13 protein-coding genes and 1 pseudogene are annotated in these 16061 nt (G+C 70.7%); 9 read left to right on the forward strand and 5 right to left on the reverse strand.

Annotated elements, in window-relative coordinates:
* The first annotated feature begins 123 nt into the window (after positions 1–123).
* Entirely contained in the window at positions 124–900 is a 777-nt protein-coding gene (locus tag ACFYXS_RS26490) for a maleylpyruvate isomerase family mycothiol-dependent enzyme (protein ID WP_389252437.1), read from the forward strand.
* Between the two features lie 23 nt (positions 901–923).
* On the opposite strand, the pseudogene ACFYXS_RS26495 reads toward ACFYXS_RS26490, so the two are convergent.
* A pseudogene (locus ACFYXS_RS26495) lies at positions 924–1313 on the reverse strand (transposase); the annotation flags it as partial.
* Positions 1314–1577: 264 nt separating this feature from the next.
* Here ACFYXS_RS26495 and ACFYXS_RS26500 point away from each other — a divergent pair.
* Entirely contained in the window at positions 1578–2357 is a 780-nt protein-coding gene (locus ACFYXS_RS26500; protein WP_389252440.1) for an IclR family transcriptional regulator, read from the forward strand.
* A 78-nt stretch (positions 2358–2435) separates the two neighbouring features.
* Here the strand turns inward: ACFYXS_RS26500 and ACFYXS_RS26505 are convergent, their stop codons facing one another.
* Together ACFYXS_RS26505 and ACFYXS_RS26510 are read right to left on the reverse strand one after the other, a co-directional pair.
* On the reverse strand, positions 2436–3509 hold the full coding sequence (locus ACFYXS_RS26505) for a PP2C family protein-serine/threonine phosphatase (protein WP_389252442.1): 1074 nt from the start codon (positions 3507–3509) through the stop codon (positions 2436–2438).
* A 160-nt stretch (positions 3510–3669) separates the two neighbouring features.
* The gene (locus ACFYXS_RS26510) at positions 3670–6450 is read right to left on the reverse strand and encodes an ATP-binding protein (RefSeq protein WP_389252444.1); all 2781 of its coding nucleotides are present in this window, start codon (positions 6448–6450) and stop codon (positions 3670–3672) included.
* A 386-nt stretch (positions 6451–6836) separates the two neighbouring features.
* On the opposite strand from ACFYXS_RS26510, the gene lepB reads away from it, so the two are divergent.
* From lepB to ACFYXS_RS26540, 6 genes are all read left to right on the forward strand, one after another.
* Positions 6837–7595, forward strand: a complete 759-nt coding sequence (lepB, locus tag ACFYXS_RS26515) for a signal peptidase I (RefSeq protein ID WP_389252446.1) — start codon at positions 6837–6839, stop codon at positions 7593–7595.
* A 307-nt stretch (positions 7596–7902) separates the two neighbouring features.
* On the forward strand, positions 7903–8586 hold the full coding sequence (locus ACFYXS_RS26520; protein WP_389252448.1) for a hemerythrin domain-containing protein: 684 nt from the start codon (positions 7903–7905) through the stop codon (positions 8584–8586).
* Positions 8587–8962: 376 nt separating this feature from the next.
* Positions 8963–9958: a helix-turn-helix domain-containing protein gene (locus ACFYXS_RS26525; RefSeq protein ID WP_389252450.1), complete on the forward strand. Its 996-nt coding sequence runs from the start codon at positions 8963–8965 to the stop codon at positions 9956–9958.
* A 292-nt stretch (positions 9959–10250) separates the two neighbouring features.
* Positions 10251–10517 (forward strand): hypothetical protein, encoded by a 267-nt coding sequence (locus tag ACFYXS_RS26530; RefSeq protein ID WP_389252453.1) that lies wholly within the window; start codon positions 10251–10253, stop codon positions 10515–10517.
* Positions 10514–11179, forward strand: a complete 666-nt coding sequence (locus ACFYXS_RS26535) for a winged helix-turn-helix transcriptional regulator (protein WP_389252455.1) — start codon at positions 10514–10516, stop codon at positions 11177–11179. Before ACFYXS_RS26530 ends, ACFYXS_RS26535 begins: the two co-directional genes overlap by 4 nt.
* A 136-nt stretch (positions 11180–11315) precedes the next feature.
* Complete coding sequence (locus ACFYXS_RS26540) at positions 11316–12194, forward strand: NAD(P)H-binding protein (protein ID WP_389252457.1); 879 nt, start codon at positions 11316–11318, stop codon at positions 12192–12194.
* 684 nt (positions 12195–12878) lie between these two features.
* Here the strand turns inward: ACFYXS_RS26540 and ACFYXS_RS26545 are convergent.
* Positions 12879–13850: a PIG-L deacetylase family protein gene (locus tag ACFYXS_RS26545; RefSeq protein WP_389252460.1), complete on the reverse strand. Its 972-nt coding sequence runs from the start codon at positions 13848–13850 to the stop codon at positions 12879–12881.
* A 135-nt stretch (positions 13851–13985) separates the two neighbouring features.
* Here ACFYXS_RS26545 and ACFYXS_RS26550 point away from each other — a divergent pair, with 135 nt between their 5' ends.
* Entirely contained in the window at positions 13986–15440 is a 1455-nt protein-coding gene (locus tag ACFYXS_RS26550) for an MFS transporter (RefSeq protein ID WP_389252462.1), read from the forward strand.
* Positions 15441–15635: 195 nt separating this feature from the next.
* On the opposite strand, the gene ACFYXS_RS26555 is transcribed toward ACFYXS_RS26550, so the two are convergent.
* Positions 15636–16052, reverse strand: a complete 417-nt coding sequence (locus tag ACFYXS_RS26555) for a VOC family protein (protein WP_389252464.1) — start codon at positions 16050–16052, stop codon at positions 15636–15638.
* Between the last annotated feature and the right edge of the window lie 9 nt (positions 16053–16061).

Consider the following 16061-nt stretch of genomic DNA (forward strand, 5'->3'; position numbering starts at 1 on the left):
GAGGGTATTAGCCGATAGCAGGACAAAATGACCCCTCTTTCAGCACCATAGCATCATCCGGAGGTGCGCGGGACTGCGAAAAATCGCTGTCCGGTCGCCGGACCGCAGTGATAGACAGCCCCGGTGGACAAGACTCTGGAGTTCCCCGATCTGCTGCGGCTGATCGACGAACGATCGACCGCCTTTCGCGTCGCGGTCGCCTCCGTGCCCAGCCTCGACGTGCAGGTGCCGACCTGCCCCGAGTGGACGCTGTTCGATCTGGTGCAGCACATGGGCGACGGGCGCCGCGCCTGGGCCGCCACCATCGCCGCGGGGCCCGACGCCCCGGGCAAGTCCGCACCGGAGGGTGCACCGGCCGTGCCCCGGGAGCGCGAGGCACAGGTGGCCTGGCTGGCCGCGTCGACGCAGGAGTTGCTGGACGCACTGCGCGAGGCCGGCCCGGATCGCGGTTGCTGGACGTGGTGGGGTGCGTCGCAGTCGCCGCAGACCTGCGGTGCCGTCGCCCGGCACCAGCTCCAGCAGTTCGCGGTGCACACCTACGATGCCCAACTCACTGTGGGGGCACCGCAGCCCCTGCCGGACGAGATCGCGCTCGACGGTGTCGACGAGTTCCTGTTCACCTGCTGCTCGACGACGGCCGCCTGGCCGCACGAGCCCGCCGTCGTCGAGTACCACGCCACCGAGGGGCGTTCCTGGCGCGTCCGGCTGTCCGCCGACGGCGCACGGATCGCCCGCATCCCCGCTGCCGGCGAGGGCCCGGACACGGCCGACGCCTCCGCGCGGGGCACGGCCCATGAGCTGGTGATGGCCCTGTACGGCCGTGTCCCCCTGGACTCCCTGAAGCTGGACGGCGACCGACGTGTCTTCGACCGGCTCGTGGACTGGGACCCGGACGCGTAGGACTTCTACTCCGGACCGCCCACCGGCTCCCGACCGGACGGACCCTCTTCCGCCGCCCGGACGCCGACAGATGTGATCGCGAAGCAGGGCCAGTCCAGTTCGCATCGGGCACCGGGTTCGCGACGGACGAATTCGTGGAGCCGGGACCAGACCTGGTCCCGGCTCCACTGGGTGAAACGCCGGTAGACCGTGGGCCAGGCGGGGCCGAACACCGGCGGGAGCTGCCGCCAGGTGCACCCGGCCGTGGCCACGAAGATGATGGCGGCCAGGACCTCACGGTCACCCGCCCGCCGCCGGCCGCCGCCCTGCGAGCGCACCACCTCGGTCGGCGGCACCACCTGCCGGAAAAGGACCCACAACTCGTCCGGTACCAGCCGCGTCACCAAGCCTTCCCCCTTTTTCCCGTCCGTCATCGGCGTCGCTCCTTTGCGGCCGTTCCGGGCACATGTGTCTCAACCGTAGGTGCGGGCATTTCCGGGTTCCTTGCCTCACGGTGCACGGCTTCTTGCTCCTGCGCGCAGTCCCCGGGAAAGGAATCCGAAGAACACCAAAGGAAACAAGGCCGTCGGGCTTTCCGCAGGGTAGACGCGGAATATTTGCGGGCACCATGAAGGCATGGCCCGTCCGCCGGGAGCGGCACTTCGATCCCGGTGACACGACACACGGAGGCCGAGAACATGGCAAGCCCGCAGAGAGATGACGTGAATTCCGCTGCACAAGTCCTCCAGAAGTCGTCCCGCATCATGGATTGCTTCTCCGTCGACACCCCGTGCTTGCACGCTTCGGAAATCGTCCGCATGACCGGCATGCCGTCATCGACGTTGACGGGAATCCTGCACGCCCTGGTCGAGGAGAACGTGCTCCAGCACGAGGGGGTTTTCTACAGTGTCGGTCTGCGGGTGATCCGGTGGTCGGCGTCGGCGGACGTGGCCTCGGACCTCATGACAGCGGCCCGGCCCGCGGTGGCGGCGCTCCGCGACAGGACCGGCGAGTGCTGCGGCCTCCAGATCCGGCAACACCGCGACCAGGTGACGGTGGTGTGGGCGAACTCCCTGCACCCGCTCACTCCCCACGGCTACGTCGGCCAGGTGAAGCCTCTGTGCGGCAGTGCCGCGGGCATGGTCTTCATGGCCTATGAGCCGCATGCCCTCGAGCTCGTACTGGACGACGGGCCGACCGCCTTCACCCGCAGAACCGTCGTCGAACCGGAGGCCCTGCACCGGCAACTGCACGAGATCCGGCTCAGGGGCTGGACATTCGCCCGCGAGGAGCAGGAGTTGGGCCTGAACGCCGTGGCCGCCCCCGTCTATGCCACGGATGGCAGCGTGACGGCCGCGGTGACCCTGGGGGGGCCGACGCAGAGGTTGACCTCCGACCGTGTGGAGGACCTCGCCCGGCAGGTCACGGAATGCGCACTGGACATCTCGCGCTTCTTGGCGACGAGCCGGTGGCCATGACGACGGCAGCAGGGCGGCGCCCCGCGGTGCGGTTCACCGCGGGACGCCGGTCCGTTCTCCCACCGGGTCGGTGGTCGGTCAGTCCGTCTGCAGTTGCCCGTCGCTTTCGCGGCCGGCCTGCCCGGCCGGCCGGGGAAGCGCGGCGGCATCGGGGACCCGCGTCAGTGCGACCATCGCGAGATCGTCCTCCGGGAGCGCTCCGGCGTGAGCGACGAGATCCTGGAGGATCTCCGAGAGGGCGTCCGGCAGGGATTGGTGACGGGCCGTGTCCTGCCGGATCCAGTTCCACGCCGGCGCGCGCTCCAGCAGCGGATAGCAGTGCCCGGAGGCGTCGCGGGCCTCGATCAGCCCGTCGGTGTAGAGCAGGAGCGCGTCCCCTGCGGCCAGTTCGAAGCAGTCCTCGTCGGCACCCAGGTCCTGCAGACCGTGCAGGCCCAGCGGGGGCGAGGAGCAGCACGAGACGAGGGCGACGGAACCCCGGTGTGCCCTTACCGGCGGCGGATGTCCGCGATTGACCATGCGGACGTGCCGCTCGCCGTCCGGTACTTCCAGGAGGAGAGCGGTCACGAAGCGCTCGTCCGTGTCGCGGGCCCCGTCCTCGGTCTCGGCGAGGTGACGCAGGAAGCTCTCCTCCAGACGCCCTGACAACTCGGTCAAGGTGGCGGCGCGCGGGGCCCATTCCCGGAAGGCCCCGAGCACGGCCGCGACGTCCTCGAACGTGGGCAGCCCCTTGCCGCACACGTCCCCGATGATCAGGCGTGTCGCACCGCCCGTCCGCGCGACCGCGTACAGGTCGCCACCGACCTCGCCCCGGCCACCGCACGGACGGTAGACGGAGGCGATTCCCAGGGCGCCGATGCGCTTGGGGAGCGGCCGCAGCAGGACCCGCCGGACGGTGTCGGACACCGCACGCGCCCGCGTCGCCGTGGAGCGGTACCTGTTCTTCAGACGCGCCAGCACGATGGCCACCGCTCCGGCGGTGACCAGCGGCGCGAGGCCGCACGCGAAACTCGGATGGTGCAACGGCAGGATCGCGCACACCGCGCTCACCGCGCAGACGGCCAGGGCCCCCAGGATCCCTGCCAACGCCAGATGGTGACCCGGCTGCCTGTCGCCCCGCTCCTCCTCCTCGAACTCGTCCATGTACGTCATCGGCGTCACTCCTTCACGGTCATCCCAGGGGCCCCTTGAGGGCGGGCCACTGTCGACCGTAGGTGCGGGACTGCTTCAGCCCCTTGCTCCGTGACGCACGGTCCCTTGCCCATTCATGCAGTCCCGCCCGCCGCGGCGGGAAGGCGGCTGCCGCTCGCGGCTATCGCCGGCCCAGGCTCAGCAGGGCGTCGCGCAGTGCCGCGCGGGAGGTGATCCCGAGTTTGGGGAAGATCCGGCCCAGGTGGCCCCCCACAGTGCGGGGGGAGAGGTAGAGCCGCTCGGCGATCTGCTTGTTGGTCAGGCCGGAGGCGGCAAGGTGGGCGATCTCCTGCTCCTGCGCGGTGAGCATGACGGGCTCCGGTCCCTCGGCCCGCTTGCTCGTCCCTCCGCTCGCCTGCAGCGTGCGGCTCGCCCGGTCCGCCCATGGCCGGGCCCCGAGTTCCTCGAAGGTCGCCAGGGCCGCGCGCAGCGAGGCCCTGGCCTCGGTGGTCAGCCGCGCCTTGCGAAGGCGTTCGCCGTGGGCCAGGGTGACGCGTGCCAGGTCGAAGGGCCACTGCTGGACGCCGGGGTACGACAGCGCCCGCCCGAACAACTCGATCGCGGTCTCGTCCTCTTCGGCGGCGATGGCGGCCGAGGCGTCGACGAGCATGGCCCTTCGCGGGGAGAGCGCCGTGATCCCCGCGCTCCGGACGGCGTCCACATGGGCGGCCGCCTCGGTCCGCCGGTTGGTGCGGACCGCCGCCTCCACCAGATCCATCACCACGTGCAGTGCCACAGGGGTGTACGGGGCCAGTTGACCGGGTGGACTGATGGCCGCCGCGTGCGCGTAGGCGCGTTCGAAGTCACCCTCGGCCTGCCGGATCAGCACGCGGACGTGTTCCGCCAGGGTCACCGGATGGAGCGCGCCACGCGACGTCCCCCACGCGGCCATCACATCCGCCGCCTCTCCGGCGGTGCCGTGGTCACCGCGCGCCGCCGCGACCGCGGCCCTGTAGTAGTGGAAGTACCAGGAGACGGCTTCGAAGGACAGCTCCGCGCACAGCCGCAGTCCTCGGTCGGCCAGTTCCAGCGCCTCGTCCCACCGGCCCGTCAGAAACGCGTCCGTGCACAGGAGGGGAAGGACGACGATCTGCTTGCGTCCTTGGGGGGAGATGCGCGAGACGGCGTCACGCACGTCGGCGAACCGGTCGGCGGCGATGCTGACCGCGCCGATCCGGGTGATGCGCGAAGGAGCGGTCTCCTGGGGCAACCCGGCGATGAGCTCCTCCAGGTCGGGCAACGCGGCCATGGCGGTGCGCGCGGGGTCGCCTTGGGTGGCGACGTACACCGCCAGCAGGGGATGCACGTCGGACCCCAGCCGGTCCAGGATCCTCCGCATCGGGACCCACAGTTCCCGGCGGCCGCCCAGGCAGCACAGCAGCAGGAGCAGGTAGAGCGCCTCGTCCAGGGCGGGATCGCAGGCACCGTGGGAACGATCGAGGCTGTCGATCGCCTTGAAGAGCATCTGGTGGGCGGTGTCGATGTCCCCGTCGCCATTGAGCAGCCGGTGGACCGCGACGGCGGCCGAGTAGAGGACCGCGCGCTCGTCGGTGCCGACTCGCCTGGCATCGTCCAGGAGCCGGGATGCCGTGCCCAACTCCCCCGATGCGTCAGCCCGTACGTAGGCGGCCGCGGAGAGCCGGCGCGCACGGTCGGCCATGCCGGGAGTCAGGTGCGCGGCCTTGGTCAGGGCCCGGATCGCCGCCGTGGCGTCGCCCCGCCGCACGAGGCGCTGAGCGCTGTCCTCCAGCAGAGCGGCGACGCCCTCGTTCAGTTCCACGCACGCCTCCCCCAGGTGGTACGCGCGCCGGTCGGGCCATCCGCGCAGCACTTCGGCGAGTTCGCGGTGCACGGCACGGCGCTCGGTGGCCGTGGACGCCTCGAGAACCGCGGTTCGGATCATGGGGTGCCGGAATCCCAGGCGATGGCCCAACTGGTCGGTGTGCACGAGCCCGTGGCGCTCGGCGGCCTCGAGCTCCGCCAGGCCGGTCTCGGAACAGAGCCGTCGTGCGGCGGCTTGCAGAACGGCGACGTCCCCCGTCTCCTCCAGTGCGGACACCAGCAGCAGACGACGGGTGGCCGCGGGCAGCGCCGCCACGCGCGGGCCGAAGGCCTCGCGGAGGCGACGACTGAGCGGCAGCGGGTCGGGCAGGCGCTCCACCCCGGCACGCTGCGGTCCGCTCAACGCGGTGGGGAGTTCCACCAGCGCCAGCGGATTGCCCTGCGCGGCGGCGATGACGCAGTCCAGGGCCGGTCCGGCGAGATCCGGATGGCGGATGCCGGCCAGGAGCCGCGACGCCTCCTCGTCCAAGGGCCGGACCTCGTGTTCGACCCGTCCGTCGCCCCCGGGAAGGCCACGCACTCCCCGGTGGGTGGCCGCCAGGCACGTGACGCGGCTGCCCGAGAGCCGGCGTGCCACGAAGTGCAGCACGGCCGCGCTGGCCGGGTCCACCCACTGGAGGTCGTCGACGATCAGCAGAATCGGCGTCTGGGCGGCCGCACCGCGGAGCAGCACCAAGGTGGCGTTGGAGACCAGGAACGGCTCGGGCGGCGTTCCGCTGCCGAAGCCCAGCGCCACCCGCAGTGCCTCCCGGTGCACACCTTCCAAGGTCCCTGGATTCTCCTCCCAGAGAGGGAAGAGCAGCTGGTTGAGCCCCGAGTACGCGACGTCGCTCTCGGGCGCCGTGCCTCCCGCGCGCAGCACCCTGGCACCGGCGGTCAGCGCCCGCTGGGCGAGCACGTTGAGCAGCGCCGTCTTGCCCACCCCGGGCTCGCCCGACAGCACCACCGCGCGGCCGGCGTCGACCGAGCCGAGAAGGCGCTCGACCCGCTCCACATCCTCATCGCGGCCCACCAGCCCCTGCGGGCTGCCTGCGTCGGTCGTGTACACCGAGGGCTGCATCGGATGGTCCTTGCTGGCTGCTTCAGTCGGGCGATGCCGATCCCGGACGCTCGGCGTCCGGCGGGGTCGGGAGCGACGCCTCCTCACCGCGTTCCGTACGGGAAAGTGTTACATGACCCGATCACAGTGTTCATGTGGGCAGTGATCGGTTTTCCGCATCTCGCACTACGCTCCCGGTACTTCTTGACCAAGATGCCGCGAACTCGCCCGCCTCACCATCCACGAAGGCATCCTCCTCGGCGGCCTCACCGGCATCGCCCTCGTCAGCGCCGCCCTCGCCTTCCCCGTCCGCGACCACTCCCGCATGGCCCCCGCCCACCTCCGCGCGGCAGACTGACCGGTCGCAAGGCGAGATCACCACGCACAGGCACCACGAAGGAGCACCCATGACCGTCGGGGAAGACGACCGCACCGGCACCGGCACCGCGGCGACCGGCGACACCGCCCCGGTGGCAGCGGACCCGAAGCGGCCCCGCAAGGTCCGCAAGCAGCGGCCCTGGTGGCAGGAGTTGCCGATCCTCGTCGTGGTGGCGCTGGTCATGGCCCTGGGCATCAAGACGTTCTTCGTCCAGGCCTTCTCCATCCCCTCGGGCTCGATGCAGAACACCCTGCAGGTCGGCGACCGGGTCCTGGTGGACAAGTTGACCCCGTGGTTCGGAGCGAAGCCGCAGCGTGGCCAGGTCGTCGTCTTCCGGGATCCGGGCGGCTGGCTGGACGACCAGCCCGCGCGGGAGGGCGGTGCCACCCAGAACGTGGTCACCAGAGTCCTCGCCTTCGTCGGTCTGATGCCCTCGACCGACGAGCAGGACCTGATCAAGCGCGTGATCGCGGTCGGCGGCGACACCGTGACCTGCGAGAGCGGCAAGCCCGTCGAGGTCAACGGGCAGGCCCTGGACGAGCCCTACATCTACCCCGGCGCCACGCCGTGCGACGATCTCCCGGTCGGCACGGTGACGGTCCCGAAGGACCACCTGTGGGTGATGGGCGACCACCGCGACGCGTCCAGGGACTCCCGTGCCCACGTCGAAGAACCGGGCGGCGGCTTCGTGCCCTTGGACGACGTGATCGGCCGGGCCTTCGTCGTGGCCTGGCCCCTGCCGCGATGGTCCTCGCTCCCGGTGCCCGCCACGTTCGACCGGCCGTGATGCCCGGCGCCTCGTACGGCCGGCCGGTGTGTCAACCGAACGCGGACGGGTCCGGGCACGCCGGTAGGGCCCTCCCCGGACAGCGCACGGGCGGCACCGCCAAACGACCCCAGCCGCGGCCACGGACCAAGGGCATTTGACGCATGCGGGCGCGTGAGCGGCGCTGGCAGGGTGGTCCGGGCGGACGGACGGCACGGCTCACCCACCGCTGCCGCCTCCGTCCCGATCCCCGCATGCCCACACGCCTCATGCCGGTACCGGCCACGTCATGTCACGAGACGGCGGACGGCAGTACAAGGAAGAGACAATGGCTCCACTCGTCGATGAACCCATGGCCGACACGCGCGACATGTACATGGCCCACAGAGCGCTGCGCCGTGAGTTCAGGCTGCTTCCCGACCTCATCTGGTCCGTCGCGCCGGGCGACATCGGGCGCGCGGAGGTCGTCGGCGCCCACGCGGTGCTGCTCTGCCGCATCCTGCACACCCACCACGAGGGCGAGGACCTGCTGCTGTGGCCCAAGCTCGTCGAGCGCGGCGGTGCGGAGGCCGCCGCCATCGTGCCGACGATGGAGGCGCAGCACCACGCCATCGACACCGTGCACACGGAGGTCACAGGACTGCTCGAACGGTGGCGCTCCACCGCTCTGGGCGGGGAGGAGCTCGCCGGGGCGTTCGAGCGGCTCGCGACCGTGCTCGTGGAGCACATGGCGCTGGAGGAGAAGGAGATCTTGCCGCTCACCGAGAGGCACCTCACCGCGGTGGAATGGCACGAGCTCGGCGAGCACGGCATGGCGACCGTGCCGAAGAAGGACCTGCCGCTCGTCTTCGGCATGGCGATGTACGAGGGCGACCCGGAGGTCATCAAGGCCGTCCTGGCGACCGCCCCGCTGCCCGTCCGGCTGCTCGTCCCGGTCCTGGGGCGCCGCCGATACGCGGCCCACGCCAAGAACGTCCACGGAACCGCCACGCCCCCTCGCGTCGGCGTCTGAGACGCGGAGGCCCTCCGGCCGGCCAACACTCCGGTGGCACTGGGCCGTTACCGGGAGCACGTTGCGCTGCTCAGCGGTGTGACCGGCCGCTCCGTTCACCTCCGCGCCCCCGAGGCCGGCGTCGCGCGGGTGGACGGAGCGGTCACGGCCGTCCGCCCCGGGCGGATCACACGTCCTGCCGGAAGGGGCCCCGGGGGTTTCCCGCAGTTCCCCTCCCGCGTATCTGCGGGTGTCCCGTAGTCCCGCCCCGCAAGCCGTCGGTGACCGCGGCCGGACTTTACGGTGGCAGGGTAAGGGGTTCCCGGTCCGTGCGACGCATGGACGCGTCGCGTGGGTTCCGGGGACGCAGTGACTCCTGGCAACGTGCGAGGGCATCGTGATCCAAGCATTCTGCGCGGACATCCAACCGCCCGACGAGCGGACCGAGTACTGGACCGACGCCGTGGGCAAGGCGTTCATCCGCATGGAGGTCCGCACGCGCGGGAAGGCCATGGTCCATGGCGCGATACGGCGGGCGTGTGTCGCCGGCGTCCAGGCCGGCTCCCTGGAGGCGAGCCCGCAGCGGATGACGCGGACCGCGCCGCTCATCGCCGCGGACGGCGACGAATCGCTGGTCGTGAGCCTGCAACGGGCCGGTACCGGCCTCGCCGCTCAGGACGGCCGGGAGGTCCGGGTCGCCGCCGGCGAGCTCGTCATCCTCGACGCCCGCAGGCCCTACGTCCTGGACTTCGCCGGCCCGGTACGGCAGCACGTCGCCACGGTGCCGCGCGAGATGCTGGATCTCCCCGACTCGGCACTGCGCCTGGCCACCGGCCGCGCCTACTCGCCCGGCCAGGGCATCAGCGGGATCCTCGCGTCGTACGTGAACGGACTCGTCACGGTGACGGACCACTGCATCTGCGCGCGGGCTCCGAAGGAGTTCCTCAAGCAGGGGATCGTCGACGTACTGACGGCGCTGGTCGCGCTGGAGGGCGACATCAGGGAATCGGCCACGCCCGCGGTCGAGGCGGACCTGTTGCTGCGTCTGCGCACCTACATCCGCTCCCACCTGAACGACCCCTCGCTCTCCCCGGCCTCGGTCGCGGCCACGCACCACATCTCCGTTCGCTACCTGTACCAGCTCTTCCAGGGCGAGCCCATGACCGTCGGGCGGTGGATCCAGCGCCTCAGGCTCGAGGCCTGCCGCAGGGACCTCGTGCGCCCCCAATTCGCGGGGCAGACCGTGGCGGCCATCGCGCACCGCTGGGGCTTCGCGAGCCACGCGCACTTCAGCCGCACCTTCCGCTCGGTCTACGGTGTCTCCCCTGCGGAGTGGCGTCAGGCCGGCCTCCTGCAGGACGCCACCGTTTCGAACGCCGTCGCCCGCCCCTGACCACAGCGCGGCGGGCGATCGGCCCCGCCGCGCATACCCCGTGCCCCGTGGCCTCGCACCGGCCCCGGCGTGCCCGCATGGACCGCGAGGTCCTTCGGAGTCCCCCTCGATGACGACGCCCGGTTCTGATGCCGGGCGCCGCTGCCGTTCCCGCCCGTATCCCCCCCGTATCCCGCCCGGGAAGATGTGCGCCCGCGGATTGGTTCTAAAACCAGTAGCATCGACTCAAGGTTTGTGAAGTATTTCTTGATCTTGAGTCTGGACGCCCGCCCGCACGTGGAAGGGAACGGTCATGGACAGGGGAAGCATGTGGATGGTGGGAGTGCATTTCCACTCTGCCGCGGGGAGCGCTGTCCGCCACTTCTACCTGGTGGACGGAGCCGCCGACGGCAGTGAGGCCCGCACCAGGGCCGTCGGCGCGATCGGCTGCGTCCCCCGACTCGCGGGTGGGCACGTCGGCGACGTCGGCACACCCTGGGTGGAGGTCCAGCGAGTCGTCGAGGACCCGCTGGGGAGGGTCGGACTCTCCGCCCCGCTGCTCGCCCAGGAGGTGTCATGAGTCGCTCCTACGAACAGATCTGCCACATCGCCCGTGCGCTCGACGTGCTCGGTGAGAGGTGGACGCTGCTCATCGTGCGGGAGCTCACCCTGGGCCCTCGCCGCTACAGCGATCTGCTCGACGCCTTGCCGGGCATGGGAACCAGCCTTCTCGCCGCCCGCCTGAAGCATCTCGGCGCCCACGACGTGGTGCGTCGCACGACGCTGCGCGGCCCGGGGCACGCCGCCGCCTACGAACTCGGTGCGCGGGGCGAAGCCCTCATGCCGCTCCTGGCCTCCCTGGCCTCCTGGGGCGGAGGACTCGGGCCTCCCCCGGCCGGATACACCGACCGCGCCGCATGGAGCCTGGTGGCCATGCGGCTGACCGCCCCCGGGGAGGCGGCGGGCTTCACCACGCTCACCGAGCTGGTCGTGGGCGATGAGACGCTGTGGCTGCAGGGCGACGGCGAGCAGGTCCGGGCCGAGACCGGACCCGCGCCGGTGCGACCGGGCATGCGCCTGGTCTGCGAGAAGACCACGCTGTACGCCCTCGCGAGGGGCCGGGTCCGCGTCGATGACGCGATCGCCTCCGGCGACCTCGTCGTCGAAGGCGATGCCGACACCGCGCGGCTGTTCTTCGAGCTGTTCACCCTGACCAATGGCGGCCACCCGACACCTTCATGACCGCGTGCGGAGCGACGGCGACGCCCGGTCGGGCGCGCACGGTCACGCTCGGCAACCCCCTCCCACCCGACGGATCCGTACACCATCCCTCCCCTCCCCGAACCCGGAAAGGGGAGCACATCGAGGAAAGGCGCGCATGATGACGACCCGCAACCTTCTGGTGATCGGCGCGACCGGCCAGACCGGCAGGCACACCACCGAGTTGCTGCGGCAGCGCGGCCTCCGTGTCCGCGCGCTGGTCCGGCGCCTCGACGAGCGCTCCGAGCGGCTGGCCGAGCTCGGTGCGGAGGTCGTGGTCGGGGATGTCCTCGACCTCGACTCCCTGGCCCGGGCGACCGAGGGGATCAACGCCGCCTACTTCACCTACCCGATCCTCCCCGGCCTCATGGACGCCACGGCGAACCTGGCCCAGGCCGCGGAGGAGAACGGTGTGGAGGCGATCGTGAACATGTCCCAGATCTCCGCCCGCCGCGAGGCCGCCAGCAACGCCGCACGACAGCACTGGGTCGCCGAACGCCTGCTGGACCGTTCCACAGCCGCGGTCACCCACCTGCGTCCCACGTTCTTCGCCGAATGGCTGATCAACATGTGGAACGGGACCGGTGAACTGCGACTCCCCTTCGCGGACGGGCGGCATGCCCCGATCGCCGCCGTCGACCAGGCGAAGGTGATCGCGGCGATCCTCGAGAACCCCGCCCCGCACGCCGGCAAGGTCTATCCGCTCTTCGGCGCCGTCGAGCTCAACCACTACGAGATCGCCGAGGCGATGACACGCGCGCTGGGCCGCGAGGTCACCTATGTCCCGATCGACCTGGAGGAGTTCACCGCCGTCCTGGAGAAGCGCGACGCCTCGCCCCACCTCATCCAGCACCTCCTCGCTGTCGCGATCGACTACCGCAACGGGGTCTTCGCCGGAATGAACGACCTGGTCAAGGAGATCGGCGGCGACGACCCGCTCGACGTCGAAACCTTCGTCACCCGGAACCGGGCCCTCTACGACGACCGTTCGGCCTGAGAACGGCAGCCCTTCGGGCCGACGGCCTGCGAGCCGTCAGCATCCCGGGGACGCGGGATGGACGGAGAACCGCCCCGACCCGACCGGCTCGCCGCACGCCTGGCATCGGACCTCGGCGACGAACTCCTCGCCGCAGGCGTCATGGAGGAAGTCGACCCGGGGCACGGCGTCCCGGACGCCGTGCGTTTCCGGAGCCGTGAGGACAGGACGTCCCTGGGCGCTCCGACGGCGCGCAGGATGCCGGTGCAGCGCGAGGCGCCGAAGGCGACGGCACGCACGATGTGCAGGCACCACCGGTCGTCGATCGCGTCCAAAGCGACGGCCGGCGCATCCCGTTGAGGTTTGGATTTCAAACCACCAAGTGTATGCTTTGCGTGGTTCGACATTCAAACCATGCCGCCCGGGCGGGTCGCGGCGCGGGCCAACGAACGCGGCAGCGGGTCCGCCCGATGCCGCGTCAATGCCTCCCGCCGCGGTCCCGCCGCCGTCGCGCCTCCACCGACGACGCCTCCCCACCCCCTGCCGACGAGGAACCCCCACCATGACGCCCGTGAAGGCCGCCGCGGTCCGGATCAACCCCGTGCTGTACAGCCGGGCCGGCACCGCGCTGTCCGCCGGGACCGACGCGATCGCGCAAGCGGCCCGGCTCGGCCGAGTGGCCGGGCCGCACTGTCGCGTTCCGTGTCAGCGGTCGCCGGCGATGCCCTCGAACAGGTCGCCCTCCCTCTCGCCGCCCTTCCAGGGCGGGTCCACCCGGATGTACTCCTCGACGGGATTCTCGTGTCCGCTGACGCTCAACACCCGCAACAGGGCGGCGGCATCGGCCTGGCCGGCGTGGGCCGCCAGGGCACGCAGTTTCTGATCCCAGAAACCGGAGACATCCACCGTCGTGGTGACAGTGTCGTCGGCGACGCCGATCTCCAGGGGCGGCGTCCAGACACCGGTTCCGAACGCCGCCTCCGCGCGGGCGCGCACCGCCTTGAGACGGGAGTGGGAAAGGGCGATGTAGTACAGCTTCGGGATGCGTCGGTGGGAAGCGGTCCCGCTGTCGCGCGGCGGGAATCCACCCGCCTCCCGGACACGCCCGGCCGCGGCGACGGTCAGTTCGTGCGTGCGGATGTGATCCGGGTGGCGGGAGAGCCCGTTGGGCGGATAGGTCACGATCACATCCGGCCGGTACTCGTTCATCAGCGCTTCGAGCCGCCGGACGATCGGCTCGCCCTCGAGTCTGCTGAACGCGCGAGGGTCGATGTCGTGCACGGACCCGTGCATGCCGGAGTCCGGGTGGCCCAGTTGCACCACCTCGTCGATGCCCAGCGCGGTCCTGGACATCGCCAGCTCGCGGGACCGGCGTGCGGCCACCTCCTTCGCCCGGTGGTCGCGGTGGCCCGGTTCGCGACCGTGGATGTCGTCGCCCTGCCCGCCGTCGGTGCAGGTGACGAGAACGGTTCGTATTCCCTCGGCCGCGTACCGCGCGAGGGTGCCGCCCGTCTGACTCGCTTCGTCGTCCGGGTGCGCGTGAACGACCATCAGCGTCGGCCGGTTGTCCGGTGTGTTCAATTCCTCGGGCCCTTCCAAGGGAGCGGCGAAAAGCGTATACGGATCAATCGGCCGCTGCGCCCCCGGGATCGGGTGCGAAACGACCGGCGTCCCCAACGTGCTTTCAGTACGGAGTGGAGCGTGGCCGGTTGCCCATCGGGGCAGCCATATTCATGGTTGGACTTTCAAACCGTAGATTGTTACGTTACCTGAGCACGCAGCAACTTCACAACACACCAGGAGTGGTGAACGATGATCAATGCAGAGCGAGCGCCTGTTGAGGAGAGTTCGATCAGGCCTGACGGAGACCCTCGCGCAGAGGCGTCCGCCGACAATCGAAGGGCTCGGTGGGTACTGGCCCTGGGAAGCCTCGGCGCATTCGTGGTCTTCTTGGACACCACGATTGTGAACATCGCCTTCGAGACCATCAGCCACAGTTTCCACACCACGGCAGGCCACCTGGCATGGGTCCTCAACGCCTACAGCCTGGTGTTCGCGGCCATGCTCATCCCGGCGGGGCGAGTGGCCGACCGGTACGGGCGCAAGAACATATTCATCGTGGGCATCGCCGGATTCGCGCTGATGAGCGCCCTGTGCGGACTCGCGCCGAGCGCGGGGGTGCTGATCACCGCCCGTGCGCTGCAGGCGGTCTTCGCGGCGCTCGTCGTGCCGTCGTCCCTGGCGCTCGTCCTTCATGAGTTCCCCGTGGCCCGCCGGCATGTGGCGATCGGCGTGTGGGGTGCGATGGCGGCGGCCGCCGCGGCGGTCGGCCCCACCCTCGGCGCGCTCCTCACCGAGTACGCATCCTGGCGCTGGATCTTCCTGGTCAACGTCCCGATCGCCGCGGTGATCGTGGCCTTCGGCAGGCGTCTGCTCCACGAGTCCCGGGACCCGCAGGCCTCGGGTGTGCCGGACCCCCTGGGTGCGCTCCTTGTCGCCGTGATTCCCGCGCTCCTCAGCTTCTCCCTCATCGAGGGCCCCTCTCGCGGCTGGTCCGACACCTGGGTCGTGGTCGGTTTCGCCGGTGCGGCCCTCGCGCTTCCCGTCTTCCTGTGGCGCACATCGAAGGCCGCACGGCCGGTGATGGACCTCACTCTTTTCAAGGAGCGTCAGTTCCGGGACATCAACGTCGCAACGCTTCTGTTTTCCACGGCCTTCTTCGGTCTGCTGCTGGCCAACTTGATATTTCTCCAGACGGAATGGCATTACTCCGTCCTGCGTGCCGCCCTCGCGAGTTCCGCGGGTCCCATTGTCGTCACTGTCATCGCGCGTTCCACGACCAAACTCGCCACCGTGGTCGGCCACCGCCGCGTGCTGCTCGCGGGCGCCGTCACCTGGGCCCTCGGCTGCCTCGGTTTCGCCCTTTTCGTGGACGCCTCACCGCACTGGGTCACTCACTGGCTGCCGTGGACCCTCCTCACGGGCGTGGGCATCGGCCTGACGCTGCCGGTGCAGTCCGGCGCGGCCGTCGCGAAACTCCCTCCGGCGCAGTTCGCCATCGGCTCCGCGATCAATTCCAGTTTCCGGCAACTCGGCGCCGTTCTGGGCGTCAGCATCTTCGTCGCGCTCCTGGGGACTTCCGAACTGGGCCCTGATGTCGGCAACTTCCGGAACATCTGGTGGGTCTTCGCCGCGCTCGGCCTCGCCGCGGGCATTGTCCAGGCGCTGCCCCGCCCGGGAGGACGTACCCGCTCCTCCGCACACTGAGAATGGGGGCGCCGAGCGTCTGAATTCCCTGCGGAGTGGCTCAATGCGGCGCACGTGGCGCGGCATTGAGCCACTCGCGTTCGAGCTCCGCGGAGCGCGTACCCCGGCCCTTCGGCCGTCGTACCGTCCGCGGGACATGACGAAGGGCGCCCAACGGCTCGTGCGCGACGACGAACCTGGGCGCCCCTCCAGGGATCAAGCGGCCGGTCTCCCCGTCACGTTGAGCTGCCAGGCGGTGCCGAAACGGTCGACGCACTGCCCGTGCAGGGAGCCCCACGCGGAGGTGGCGAACGGCACCGTGACCGTCCCTCCCCCGGAAAGCGCGGCCCAGTACTCGGTGAGGTCCGCCTCGTCCCCTCCGAGCGCCACCGAGAAGGAACCGCCGGGCCGGTGCTCCTCCGGAGTCGGGGTGTCCGACCCCATGAGGACGACGCCCGCCGTCCCCTTCAGCATCGAGTGGGCGATCAGCCGCTCCTGGGCCGCGGACTCGGCCCGGTGGAGGTCGGCGAACGTGGCGATGTCCAACGTGCCGCCGAAGACCGACCGGTAGAACTCCATCGCCTCGCGCGCGTTGCCGCCGAAGGTGAGATAGGGCGTGACTCGAGCGGTCATGGCCGTCCT

Origin of the sequence: Streptomyces sp. NPDC002574 (genome assembly GCF_042889545.1) — a bacterium.
Classification (GTDB): Bacteria; Actinomycetota; Actinomycetes; order Streptomycetales; family Streptomycetaceae; genus Actinacidiphila.